We start from the raw sequence: 13,727 nt of genomic DNA, 5'->3' as shown, positions 1-13,727 counted from the left end.
ATCTTCAAATAAATGTTCTTCATAAAAAATGCCAATAGCAGATAGTACCATAGCCGATGCCAGCTCCGGCGAGGATCAGGTAGAGTTTGTCAATTTCGATCAATGGTTCGAAGAGGGCAGCTATGCTTACTTTATTGGCATCAGCAAGTTTAACGATGAAAGAATTCACACACTTAATAGTCCTGAAAATGATATCAACAACCTCAAAGCGGTGCTGGAAGATAAAAACAAACATGGCTTTACCGTTAAAGAAGTCATAGTAAATAAAGAAGAGCCAACCACCAGTTTACCCAACCCCTTACTCAACCCCAACAAACAACAGGTACTTGATTTTGTAACCAATATTAAATGCGAAGAAGATAGTCGCGTTATTGTATACTTTGCCGGCCACGGCATTGCAGAAAATACAGATGTGGATGAAAAACCCGCCGGCTTTATCATACCAACAGATGCACAACTGGGCAATCAATCCACTTATGTAAAAATGAGTGATATACATGATGCTCTCTCCAAATTGAAATGCAGGCACCTGTTAATCATCCTGGATTGCTGCTATGCCGGTGCTTTCAGATGGGCTGATACAAAGCGAAGTTTATATACCGGCAAACCAACAACCATCTATTACCAGAAATTCTTACAGTTTACTACCAATTCAGTAAGGCAGGTAATTACCTCCACTTCGGCAGATCAACAGGCACTCGATGCTTTTGGTACAAGAGGAGAATCAGGTTTACCCAACTCCCCTTTTGCGCAATCACTAATAAAAGCATTATCCTCAGGCGATGCAGATTATGGCACTGTTTCAGACAGATCTGATGGTCTTATTACGGTTACTGAATTGGGTATGTATCTTAAAGAAAACCTGAACAACCTGCAGCTAAAACAAATTCCAGCCGTTTGGAATATTGGCGACAATACCAAAGGTGAATTTATTTTCCTAAACCCCGAAAAGCCCAAAAGAATATTGGTTCGCTTTGGAAAAAACAGGGCCAATCCTTACAAAGGCCTGGCTGCATACTCCACCAAAGACAGAAACATTTTCTTTGGCAGGCAACGGGTATTGGATGGATGGAAAGAGGGCAATATCACTTTTCCCGGACTTACATCCGTCGTAAACAATAACCATGTTATTGCGGTTACCGGCCGCTCAGGTATTGGTAAATCATCATTGGTAATGGCCGGAATACTATCTGCCTGTAACGAGGAGATCGTAAAAAAAATAAAACCGGGTGCCAGGCCTTATACTGATCACAAACTCACTTTGGAAGAAACAAAAAATAGTGCTGTTCCTATCTATCTTTTTGTTGACCAATATGAAGAACTGGTAACCAACTGCACCGATGAAAATGAACGGCATCAATTTGAACAAGCACTACTGAAGCTTTCAGCAACACATAAAATCATTGTTACCCTCCGTTCTGATTTTGAGATACAGTTTAAACAATCGCCGCTGATTGGGCAGTCTGCAACATTTTGCCCATTTCCTATTCCACCATTTACCAGGGATGATATCAAAGAAATTGTTACGGGGGTAGCAGGGCAACAGGCACTTGAATTTAAATCAGAGGCCGGCACCAGCGAAGCCGATGATATATTTACCAACCGCATCATCGATGAAGCTTATGCCTATCCCGATTCTTTGCCACTGCTTTCTTTAGCACTCAGCAGATTGTTTGACAAAAGAGATAGCGATGCCAATGGCAATATTGAATACCTGACAGAAAAAGAATACAATAGCTTTAAAGGCATCAAAGGCATTATTGAAGAGCTGGCAGATATTGAATACAGAAAATATGCAGATAAAACTACTACTACAACCTCACCTGCAATAGCATCTATAAAGCAAAAATTATTAATGCAGCTCATCTTCCGGATGATCTCTTTTGAAGGGGCAGAAATTACCAAACGAAGGCTCTATAAAAAATACAACCTTAATAACCAGGAAATAAACGAACTGGATTTTGCAGATAACAGCACAACAGAAACCATTGGCAATATGTGTGAAGGGCTTATTAGTGCCCGACTGCTAAAATCAGATAAGGATGAACAGGGCAATGAATACATAGAACCAGCACATGAAGCATTGCTACGCTCCTGGCCTGAGCTTACTAAAGCCCTAAAGAAAAAAGAAGGTCAGGATAACATACCCGAAGAACAAAGAATTACCAACCAGGATAAAGTGGTATTATTAAGACAGGTGGCTGAACTGGCACGACAATATTTCTTTGCCAACCCAAAAGATAAAAAAGACCTCTTGTGGATTAAAGATTACCGGCTACAACAGTTGCTAAAATTACAGGGAACAGATTTAAGGATGAATACCATTGAAGAGGCTTTTATTAATGCATCTGATAAAGCAAGGAAAAGAAATAAAGTTATTAGAAATACAGTGGTAACAAGTATTGTTGCCGCTTCGCTGATTTTCTCTATTGTCTTGTTAAATTTAAACAAGAATATAACAGCACAGAAAAATGACATACAGGATAAGCTGGCGCAAACCTATTGGGATCAGGGTATTACCGCAGCTGAGCAAAATGATTTTCTAAAATCCCTGCTCTATACTTCAGAAGCCATGCAAACATTAAATGACGATCCTAACAGAAAAGAATTGATTTTATCTACCGCAAACGATATCCCGCTTTTGGCTTTGCAAAACGTTTTTACAACAAAAAATAATATTACTGAAGCCCATATTAGTGGAGATGGAAAATTGATTTTGACACTAAGCGATGACGCCTGGTTACAGGTATGGGATGCCATGAATGATAGTATCTCCGCCACGCCACTTTATAAATTAGCTAATGTATCACATGCAGCATTTAGCAAAGACTGTAAAAAAATACTGGTTATTGAAAACGGGCAATTAAATACGATTGTAATTACTGGTTTCCAAAAAAGAATGGTAAGTAATCATTTAAACATTAACGCTGCAAGCTTTTGTGCAGACAACAGTACCATTATAGGAAAAACAGAGTATGATAGCTTATACAAGTGGCAACCAGAAAAAAACAATTATACTCAAACCATAATAGGCGTAGATGACGGTTTCTTTGGAAATCCCGGCACAACTAAGTATGTTGAGATTAGTGAAGATGTAAATTCTGATCACGAAAAAATCATAATTTTCTACAAAGATCCGACGGCTGTTATATTTAATAGAAAAACCGCAAGGCAGTTTAAATACCCCGCTAATATAGGCCCCATACAAAAAGCAGCCTTTATTGGAAATAGCGACTCTTTATTGTTAAGTACAGCAAAAGGCATTGCCATATTTGATGCCAATACAACAAATCAATTATCCGCTTTTTTTAAAACAGATCAAAATGCAGTATCATTTTTGAGCCCTGACAATTACCATGTTTTAGTGCTTAATGATAAAGGTATTATAAGTATATACAATACTGCCGGCAAATACCTGGGTCTTGGTAATAACCTGAACAACCCAAAGCAATTTAGCTTTGAAGAGGACTATAAGCGATCTATTTTTAGCGGAAACGAATTTGAGTTTAGCAACAATGGCAAGTCTATCATCACATTTAATGGTAATACAGTTTTATTATATCATCTTTTGCCCGAACCCATCATTCCACAACCAAAAGAATTATCAGGCAATACAAAATATAATTTGGCCTCAAAAAAAAGTTTAATTAATCCCGATAGTAACGTGCTCCGTATCTGGGATTTAAATGGGGTACAGACTGCTTTCAAACCACTGCATATCAATGCAGCATACAACCAGATCAAACAAGACTTGATAGGAGAAGGTAGCAGTAATGATTTCAGCTATGTACAAAGGCAAGGCACTCCTTATATTTATTATGAAAACCACAGGCAAAAAAAATATATTTTAGATTTCGAAATGGATAGTATTATTTCATTACAAGACAGTGCTGATTATAGGGCAGATGCTGTTAGTACTGATGGAAATCAGTTGACCTATAGCTTAAAAAACGGTTCGGGCTATATAAGAAAAGCACCAGACTGGAAAGCTGTTCAGTTATTCGACAGTACAAAAAAAATTGCAACTATCTTTTCAATCAATCATGGAAAAAACATCATATTAACAACTGAAGATAGTTGTGTTCAACTTTGGAACAACAACATTCCAATTAAGGGTAAACCTATAATTAATTTGCCCAAAGCCAATCTCAAACAAGTGGCTGATAATGGTAAATGGTTTATTGCAGAGCAAAAGAAAATAGCTACTATTTACATACTAAACGAAAAAGGCGATATCAGCCATTCTATTGCAACTCCGGAAACAGGTTTTGACTTCGATGAAGCTGGAGAAGGTAGCGGCTGGAGCGTAAGCCCGGATGGGGAGTGGATCTATTCTGAGACAACAACCTCAGATGGAATTTTTAACGGCAGTATGTACAATACCAGTACCGGTAAAATATGGCAATTAAATCTATCAGCCGAAATCGCAAATTCCACGCCAAGTCCAATCAATTTTTTCAGCTCTGATAGTAAATACTTCACCGTGCTGCCAAGAAATTGGAGTGAGCACATAACGAGTAATCCCACTATTTCATTAAAAATATATAGCCTGCAAAATCTAAATAGTAAAGACAGTGTATTGCCGCAATATGGAAAAACTGTTAAACTAAATACCAATAGCCCAAACATAGAATTTTGCAAATACAATACCAATGTAATTTTCATTAATACCGGTACCGGTTTCTTTTTTCTTGACATCCGAAAAGGAAAAAAAATAATCGAATATAATTTTGGGTTAGGCGACTCATTTATAAGCGGCGATGGAGAAAAAATATACACTCACGACACCTTAGGTAATTTATTGGTTTATAGTGCAGATTTGGACATGCCCGCTGCGCTATATAAAAAACAAGCCATGGTTTTATCCGGCTCCCTATTAAATCTTTCTACCGGGGAAATAGAAAATTTACCACCGATGCAATGGCAGCAACTAAAAAAAGAATATATGGCAGAGGCGGCAGAACATTACCACCATTGCAACTACCGTAATTTTAATATATGGGCAAACATCTATCCGGAATTGGCCGCCAAATTAAAACCATAAAACAATTATTAGCCCAGCACTAAAACCAATAGCAGCTGTACTTGCGTCGCACACTTTTACTGTAGAATAAGTATTGGCTGTTGGCTAAAAGCCCAAAAATGTTCCGAAAGTACAAGAGTGCGACGCAAGTAAAGTGGATGGAAGTACCACTGCCAGGCTCATAAAAAAGAGAACAGTTTAGGTTATATTTTAGCTAAAAAAGATAAGCATGCATAAAAACTGAAAAGCAATGGATTATGTTTATATTGCAAATATCATTTTTAACCAAAAAACTACCTTTTATGAATTCATTTTTTGCAGACGATATTGAGCCAGCCAACGAAGTAGCCACCGAACCGGAAACCGCACCAACTGTTGTGCCAGAAGAAGCTCCCGCACCAACTGAGACTCCTGCACCAATAGAAACACCGGCACCAACCGAAACTCCTGCTCCAGCAGAAACCCCTGCTCCAGCTGAAACACCTGCACCAACTGAACCGCTGGTAGTTCCTGTTGAAGAAGAAGAAGAAGTAAGCACCGAAGGCGAAGATGGCGATGGACGTGATGTGGTGCATATTCCTGACCCAAAAAAAGGTTAATTTGAAACAGTAAAATAAATACCACTGCTTATGTAAATTTTGTAAGCAGAAGATTTAGATAAAACTAAAATAGCCAGATATGTTTATCTGGCTATTTTAGTTAAAGCACGCAATTAAAATACTTTATAGTTTATAGGGCATGCAGGGGCAGGTGTATTATAAAACTGGTTCCTTTTCCTTCTTCGGTTTCTACTTTTATTTCGCCCTTATGGGCTTTTATAATATCATAACTTAAACTCAATCCCAGTCCTGTACCTTGCCCGGCGGGCTTGGTTGTAAAGAAGGGCTGAAAAATTTTATCTACTACTTTTTGCGAAATACCATTGCCATTATCCGAAATGCGGATTTCTATAATTTCGTTTACTTTTTTAGTACTCAACCATACAGTTGGTTCATATGCATCTATGCGCTGCTTTTTCTTTTCGGAAACCGTATAAAATGCATTGTTTACCAGATTAAGAATTACCCTTCCAACATCCTGTGATACTAAACTTATAAGGCCAATATTTGTGTCATATTCTGTTTTCAAGGTGGCATTAAAGGATTTATCTTTAGCCCTCAGACCATGATAAGCCAGCCGCAAATATTCGTCAGCCAAAGCATTTATATTGGTTGATTGCATTTTACCGGTGCTTGATTGAGAATGCTGCAACATACCTTTTACAATGGCTTCGGCGCGTTTGCCATGGTGGTTTATTTTTTGTTCATTATCTTTTATATCATCTGCCAGGGCAATGGCATTTTCGCTATTACCTGATTGCAATTCAAATTTCATTTCATCAATCAACTCTGCATTTACATCAGAAAAATTATTTACAAAATTTAATGGGTTTTGTATTTCATGTGCAATACCTGCAGTCAACTCGCCCAGTGAAGCCATTTTCTCTGATTGAATCAACTGGGATTGGGTAGCTTTTAATTCGCCCAGGGTGGCTTCTATTTCCTGCTTTTGTTCCTTTAATAAAATATTGGCTGCCTGCTTTTGCTTATTGTTACGGTATAAAATAAAAGCCACTATTACAAACAATACCATACCGCCAATAAGGCTGTACATTTTTATTTTGGTTTCAAATTCCTGTTTGGCTTCCCGGCTTTGTTGCTGACGCAAGGTTTCGTTAAAACCCAGTGTTTGAAACTGTTTTATCTTGTCTACATTGTATAAACTATCCTTTATGGTAACTGATAAATGAAGGTATACGTAGGCGCTATCCAAGTGGCCATTGCTTTTATAAATATCGGTTAACAACTGGCAGGCCAACAAGTATTTTTTACTAAAATTGCCGGTACTGGCCAGATTCATAGCCCTTTTTGCATAATCAATTGCCTGGGCTGAAAGGCCGGTTTTTAAATAAACATTGGATATACCCAGGTAAGTTTCACATAAAAAACTTTCGTTATTACTCGATTGCAAATAAGGTATTCCGCGGTAATAACAGCTTAGTGCGGAATCATACATATTTGCTTTTGAAAAAGTATTTCCGGTATTATTGAGACACATGCCCAACCAGGCAGAATCATTTTGCAATACTGCCAAATCATAAGCTTTTTTGTTATATAATTTGGCCTGTGGTAAATTATTCATCTTCTCGTACATGTCGCCAAAAACCATATAACTATACCAACGGTAGTTTTCCAGTTTATGTTTATCAATTAACTCATATCCCTTTTTGGCGTAAACCAACGCCTGATTATAGTCGCCGGCAGATTGGTACAAATTGGCAATACTAAGTAAAGTGGTAGTTTGCCTTTGTGCATCGGGGCTTTTTTCATCTAATTGCAAACGCTCCAGGTAATATTGTAAAGCCAACGGATAGTTACCCATGGCCTGATAAGCTTCTGCAATTTGTTTTAATGACCTCAACTCTCCGGTTAAATAATTATTTTTTCGACTAAGCAATAATGCCTGTTCGGCAATAAGCAAGGATGAATCAGGTTGGCTTTCTACAAAATCATTGGCCATTTCCCATAATATATCAGCCCGGCTGGTATCGGCTTTGGCATTCGCATATGCCAGTCTAAGACTATCTATGTACATGTTTTGCGCCTGTGCATGATAGCCAAATACCAACAATATAATTAGCGGAACTATTTGTTTCATATTTCTAGATACTACACTACCCTATTAAAGCAGTTTAAAAATAGTGCTTTATCTGCTCACAAAACCATAAAGCCCGGATAATTGGCCATACAGATAATAAAGCACTAATTCAGAAAGGCGGTACAAAATGCCATTTTTTAATAAGAAGGTTTATAATCATCAACGTAATCCGGCTTTTAATATCTTCCGGCCATTTCCATTATAAATTTTTTGCAGGGTTTTATTGGTTAAAGCAATCCCATACAGTGGCCAGTGATAATCAAAAATATCCTGTTTATAAAAATGGTCATCGGCTGTTTCCAAAATTCTAAATGTTATATGATACATGTCTGGCGTAACACCCATATCAGTGCCATATACCAGCCTGTCGGCATATTTTTCCATGAAGTCATGGGCAAATCTGGGTATGGGGGCAAATTCACCATACCGTGCGGCTATATCGGCATACAGGTTTGGATATTTGTCAAACATATCACCCAACATGGAAAGGTTACTACAACAATTGGCCAAATGGCAGGCAATAAATGTAGTTGCCGGATTGTCTCTTACTGCATTTGCCAAGGTAGTTACCAAGGCATCATGCCCCAGAATACCCGGCTTGCTCATATCTACTTTCCAGGTGCCGGCATTCATCAATCCGTCGTTAGAGGAGTCTGCCGGTTCGTACATCCACGCATCTTCTGCCACATGAATGCTTACCGGCATATGTAATTCGGCACATTTTTGTAACAATGGCTTCATTTGAATATCATCAATATGCAACCCCCAGCCCGGTGTTGGGTAAGAGTAAAACTCTCCTAATCCTTTATCGCCCAGTTCTCCCACACCCTTTGCACCCATAGCATAACATCTTTCCAGTTCGGCAACGGCATGCTGTTCCCAACCAGGTGTACCATACCCGGTATAATCAAAGCCGCACCATACTTCAAAACGGTCTTTATACCTGGCATATTTAGCCACCACAGAATCAAATTTTGCACCGGTGGAATATGATAAAATAATGCTTTTGGCAATACCTGTTGCATCCATTGTTTTTACCCATACATCTACCCCTGCATCATCCACAGGATAATCATGCGAATGAAAATCAATAACCGGATATTTTGCCTTCCCCATTTTAGTCTCCGGAATTTTATAAATAGACACCGGACGATAATTCTTCAATAGCAGGTTATTAATATCCTGCGCTTCGGCTATACCCGAACAATAAAACAATATCAGAAAAAAGAAATTTTTTTTCAAAGCATCCCTATTTAAAATCAAACAATTACAATGGCTTTTATTATACCCCATAAATTTAGTTAAATAATATCAGTCAAATAGATCCATTACATCTCTGCCATCAGAAATACAAAAGCAAAAACTTGTTACTGACAAAATACATACATAATGGCTTTGCAATACAGTTTTTTTTGAACCCGGCTAAAGTACATTCCTCATCACCGCTTGCGTCGCACTCTTGTACTTTCTGAACGTGCAGCGGCTTTTAGCTGTTAGCCTTTAGCTATTAGCTATTAGCCAACAGTTGATAGAAATTCTACAGTACAAGTGTGCGACGCAAGTGGCGCCTAATAGGTATTCAATTGCCTGGCTCAAAAAAAATCATATTGCTATCTTTTAAAATGCTTAATCAAATTGAGACAGGTTTAATTTGGGATCCAGTTTTTCGTTGGAGAAATAGACTTCTTCCCATGTCATGGCTCTTTCTGAAGTGGCTACTTCCCTGCCCAATAAAGCTGTCATGGTAGACTCGGCGCCAGACCGGGTTTCGTTAAGGTATTTACCCGTTTCTATGCTTTGAATAAAGGCAATTTCCTTATTGGCATCCGCATCGTGCAGGGAAGAAGAAAATACACCTGCTGCCTGCTGTTGCGGGGTTAAATCACTTTCGCTTCTGGCAATACCTGAATCCCATTTATTATCACCAATAATAAATACGCCGCCGCTATAATGCGCTTCCGCACTGCCTTTGGTGCCAATAAACTTGCAACAAACATCGCCAAAGCTGGGACCTACCTTTGTTGTATGGATGGTAACATTTACATTTTGCGGATACTCGTAAATAACCTGGAAATTGCTAAAAGTATCTCCAACAGGCAACCTGCCATTACTATTGCCACGGCCAATGGCATGCAGGGGATGCGATTTTAACGCCCAGTTACAAACATCCAGCATATGTATGCCCTGGTCTAACAAAGAATCGCCAGACAAGGCCCTGAAATAATAATGATTGCGTATACGGAATTCGTCATAAGATCCATTCTTCACATCAATTATAGAAGCACCGGATGAAAAATAATACAACTGCACAGTAAGTATTTCCCCAATATCACCACGTTGAACACGGTTTATCATTTCGCGGTAAGCGCTGGCATGCCTTATTTGAAAACCAATTACTACACTTTGTTTTCCGTTAATCTGCTCACCAGCTTCAATTACACGGCGAATACCATCCACATCTGTAGCAACCGGTTTTTCGCAATAAATATGTTTTCCTGCTGCAGCGGCGGCTTCAAGAAAACCCACATGGCTATAGGCCGGCGAAGAAATAAGTACCGCATCTACTTCTTTATTTTCCAGTAAACGCATATAGGCTTTAGAACCTTTATAAATACTTGTTTTTTTGATGGGTGCAAAATTTTTGGCCGCATTTAGCTGGGTATAATTATTTTCTGCTGTAAGCAATTTATCGGTAAACAAATCTGCAATAGCCACAATATTGGTGTTGGTATTGGCCGACATAGAACTAATTACGGCAGTGCCCCTGTTGCCACAGCCAATAACACCTAATCTTACGGCTGAATTTACAGTAGAACCAAATACCAAATGAGGTTTTATAATACTAAATACCGAAATAGCAGCAGTGGATTTAAGAAAAGATCTACGTTGCATAATGTACAGGTTTGATGATGATGGAAAGGAAATTGATGTCGTTAGAACAACAAATTATTTCAAAGCAGGCAACTAATCAAAAATAGTTTGCAAGGTGCAGGGCCGGAAACCAAATAGGCGTTTTCTGAGAGGCTATCCATGCTGCAGCTATGCTTTAACACCAATGCCTTATTGCTGCATAATGCGCTAAACGCACCAGTGTGCGACGCAAGTAAAGCCCCTTGCATAAACTACAGCAGGGCTCAAAATATTGCTAATTTTTCGGCCAGTAAATGGCCATTTTATTGCGCAGAAATTGTACACTTCTTTCTAACTGATCCATACCATCTACCCCATCTTCTATACTTATCCAACTATCAAAACCTACGCTTTTTAATTCGGTAAAAATAGCATCATAATTATTTAGTCCTTTACCAATTTCGCCATGGCTTAGGCGTTTGGCATAACCGGCAGCGCCGCCTTCTTCCCTGCGTAAATCCTCAATGGTTCCTTCTTTTAAATAGCGATCGCTTGCATGCATGGTTACTACCCTTTTAGCAACACGCTGTAGCAGTTCCACCGGATCTTCGCCGGCCAAATAGGTATTACTGGGATCGTAATTAATCCCAAAATTGGGATGATCTATACTTTCTACCAGTTTGCAAAACACATCTGCCTTTTGGGCAAATTCGGGGTATTCCCAAAAATCATCTTTATAGTGATTTTCTAGTATGAGTGTAATATTTCTATCCTGCGCATAGGTCAGGCATTCGTAAATACAATCTGCCGCCAGTTTTACACCCTCTTCAATAGAAAGGGCCGGCCTTTTTTGTCCGGAAAGCACCCGGCAATAACTGCCACCCAGGGCATAGGTCATATCAATCCACTGCTTTTCCTTTTCAATTTCCTTTGCACGAAAAGCTTTGTCAGGATGCGTAAAATCTGGCGAGCAACACATCATAGGAATTGTTTTTCCATAATCTTCTACCATACTTCGAAAGGTTTTCCAGTTGCGCTCATCGGCCATTTGTAAAAAGCCTGCATACCACTCTAACCCTTCAATATCCAGTTTAACGGCCAGGGCAATCCATTCTTCTACCAGCATAGTACCATCTTTACAAAGCGCCTGCATAAATGCTTTGGGAAATGCAGCAAGTTTTGGCATAATTTAATTGTATTATTTGGAGCCTTTAATAGTGCTTGTGTCTTTTGGCGGATTGCGGCCAATAAATGGATGTTGCTCCAAATCTACTACCTGACCGCTAATTGGGCCACACTCATCAGCCAGCCAATACACGGCTGCAGCAGCAATTTCTGCGGGTTGCAATATTCTGCCTGCAGGTGCATAAACAGCAGGTAAATCCTTGTACCAGTCTGCCGCCAGTCCATGGTCTTTTTTGCGTTGTATTTCTGTTTCGGTAAGTACCCAACCCGGGTTAATCTGGTTTACCCTAACACCATTTTCACGAAACAAGGTATCACCCAGGTTCCTCGTCATTGTCATTAATGCACCTTTTGACACACTATAAGCAAACAAATTTGGTTCGCCGCTATATGCATTTACTGATCCTATATTTAATACACAGCCATGCTTTTCTGACAAGTAAGGTAAGGCAGCTTTTATTAAACTAAATGGCGCAATAGTATTTACTGCTAAAAGCCTTTGCAGAAAAGCCTTATCGGTGGTATGAATATTTGACGAAGCTACAATCGCAGCATTATTTACTACTGCATCTAATTTGCCAAAGGCTTTTATGGCCAACTCTACCAGTCTTTCCGGAGCACCTTCGGCGCTAATATCTTCTATTTGCAATACTGCATTTTTATTGCCAATACTTGTAAGTACTTCTTTACCCCAGTTTTCTTCCAGTCCGTGTAGTACTATGCTGGCACCTTCTGCAGCGCAACGTAATGCAATGGCTTTACCAATGCCGGTGGTACTACCGGTTACTATGATAACTTTATTTTGTAAACGCATATTAAACAGGTTTTAGAACACTTTTTACCACTTCACCTTTATGCATTTTTTCAAATGCTTCGTGCCATTCGGTAATAGGCCATACCCCACCAATAATGGGCCGCACATCCAATTGCCCGCTGGCCAGTAAAGCAATTACCCGTTCCCATATTGGCCAGTTATGGCTAAAGCTGCCTTGCAACGTAACATTTTTTTGCACCAGCGGATCAAGCGAAAAGCCCAGCGGTTGCGGCCCCCAGCCAACTTTTGTAATACGGCCATTTGGCCTTACCAGGTCTAATGCTAATTTTAAAGTAAAGCTGGATCCGGCTGCATCAATTACCAAATCAGCACCTAAACCATCAGTACGTTTGGCCCATTCAGAAGCGTCGCCAATAATGGGTTCGCAACCATATTGTTTGGCAATATTCAATCTATGCCTGTCTGCTTCCAAACCGGTAACAGCTACCTGTGCGCCACAAAGTTTTGCTACTGCAGCGCATAAAATGCCAATGGTACCCGGACCAATTACAACAACCCTGTCGCCGGGTTTTATATGCGAATTATTTACCACTGCATTATAAGCCACACAACAAGGTTCGGTAAGGCATGCTTGCTCAAATGGTAGCGCATCAGGTACCAGGTGCAGGCACCGGGCAGGCACTTTTACATATTTTGTCATAGCACCATTTACGCCATAGCCAAAGCCCTTTCTATCGGGGTCAAGATTATATAATCCGGTTCTGGTTAATGGGCTGTTGGCATTTATTACGGCAGCAGTTTCACTCACTACCCTATCGCCCAATTTCCAGTTGCCAACACGGCTACCCAATTCAACAATATGGCCTCCAAATTCATGGCCAAGCACAACGGGGTAATTTACCTGCCAGCTATGATCTGCCGTCCATTGATGCAGGTCGCTGCCACAAACGCCTACATTGACTACTTCAAGTAACACATCTTCTTCGCCAATTGCTGGTTTTTCAATTTCTCTAATTTCTACTGAGCCTTTTACAGAAGAATAATTGATTACGGCTGCATGTTTTGTTACTGACATATAGATATATTGAAACAGATAAAAGAATTATAAGTAAAGCAAATCTCAAAATTATTCCATTCGATGAGCGGCTTGCTACGCAACGTTGATGCTAAAATTATCAATTACTGGAATCAATATTG

8 protein-coding genes are annotated in these 13,727 nt (G+C 39.5%); 2 read left to right on the top strand and 6 right to left on the bottom strand.

Translation table 11 applies throughout. The annotated features are described in order from the left end of the window. Window positions 1-28 precede the first annotated feature (28 nt). Together GD597_RS05320 and GD597_RS21850 are read left to right on the top strand one after the other, a co-directional pair. Window positions 29-5,044, top strand: a complete 5,016-nt coding sequence (locus GD597_RS05320; RefSeq protein WP_171606781.1) for an nSTAND1 domain-containing NTPase — start codon at window positions 29-31, stop codon at window positions 5,042-5,044. Between the two features lie 281 nt (window positions 5,045-5,325). Beyond that, complete coding sequence (locus tag GD597_RS21850) at window positions 5,326-5,622, top strand: hypothetical protein (protein ID WP_216368513.1); 297 nt, start codon at window positions 5,326-5,328, stop codon at window positions 5,620-5,622. A gap of 130 nt (window positions 5,623-5,752) precedes the next feature. Here GD597_RS21850 and GD597_RS05310 read toward each other — a convergent pair whose 3' ends face one another. From GD597_RS05310 to GD597_RS05285, 6 genes are all read right to left on the bottom strand, one after another. Then, the gene (locus GD597_RS05310) at window positions 5,753-7,720 is read right to left on the bottom strand and encodes an ATP-binding protein (protein ID WP_171606780.1); all 1,968 of its coding nucleotides are present in this window, start codon (window positions 7,718-7,720) and stop codon (window positions 5,753-5,755) included. A 159-nt stretch (window positions 7,721-7,879) separates the two neighbouring features. Beyond that, window positions 7,880-8,962, bottom strand: coding sequence for an amidohydrolase family protein (locus GD597_RS05305; protein ID WP_235954191.1), 1,083 nt, complete (start codon window positions 8,960-8,962; stop codon window positions 7,880-7,882). Window positions 8,963-9,346: 384 nt separating this feature from the next. Then, a complete protein-coding gene (locus GD597_RS05300; RefSeq protein WP_171606778.1) occupies window positions 9,347-10,612 on the bottom strand; it encodes a Gfo/Idh/MocA family protein in 1,266 nt (421 codons plus the stop codon). Between the two features lie 253 nt (window positions 10,613-10,865). After that, window positions 10,866-11,756, bottom strand: a complete 891-nt coding sequence (locus GD597_RS05295) for a sugar phosphate isomerase/epimerase family protein (protein WP_171606777.1) — start codon at window positions 11,754-11,756, stop codon at window positions 10,866-10,868. Between the two features lie 12 nt (window positions 11,757-11,768). Continuing rightward, entirely contained in the window at window positions 11,769-12,569 is an 801-nt protein-coding gene (locus tag GD597_RS05290) for an SDR family NAD(P)-dependent oxidoreductase (protein WP_171606776.1), read from the bottom strand. A 1-nt stretch (window position 12,570) separates the two neighbouring features. Continuing rightward, window positions 12,571-13,605: a zinc-binding dehydrogenase gene (locus GD597_RS05285; RefSeq protein WP_171606775.1), complete on the bottom strand. Its 1,035-nt coding sequence runs from the start codon at window positions 13,603-13,605 to the stop codon at window positions 12,571-12,573. Window positions 13,606-13,727 lie beyond the last annotated feature (122 nt).

It is taken from the genome of Limnovirga soli (assembly GCF_013106755.1).
Taxonomy (GTDB): domain Bacteria; phylum Bacteroidota; class Bacteroidia; order Chitinophagales; family Chitinophagaceae; genus Limnovirga; species Limnovirga soli.
This window is presented reverse-complemented; position numbering and strand designations above follow the sequence as displayed.

Excerpts from the sequence above, each read along its gene's own strand:
- GD597_RS21850 (WP_216368513.1), top strand. The coding sequence starts at position 5,326 with ATGAATTCATTTTTTGCAGACGATATTGAGCCAGCCAACGAAGTAGCC.
- GD597_RS05285 (WP_171606775.1), bottom strand. The coding sequence starts at position 13,605 with ATGTCAGTAACAAAACATGCAGCCGTAATCAATTATTCTTCTGTAAAA.
- GD597_RS05320 (WP_171606781.1), top strand. The coding sequence starts at position 29 with ATGCCAATAGCAGATAGTACCATAGCCGATGCCAGCTCCGGCGAGGAT.
- GD597_RS05290 (WP_171606776.1), bottom strand. The coding sequence starts at position 12,569 with ATGCGTTTACAAAATAAAGTTATCATAGTAACCGGTAGTACCACCGGC.
- GD597_RS05310 (WP_171606780.1), bottom strand. The coding sequence starts at position 7,720 with ATGAAACAAATAGTTCCGCTAATTATATTGTTGGTATTTGGCTATCAT.
- GD597_RS05300 (WP_171606778.1), bottom strand. The coding sequence starts at position 10,612 with ATGCAACGTAGATCTTTTCTTAAATCCACTGCTGCTATTTCGGTATTT.
- GD597_RS05295 (WP_171606777.1), bottom strand. The coding sequence starts at position 11,756 with ATGCCAAAACTTGCTGCATTTCCCAAAGCATTTATGCAGGCGCTTTGT.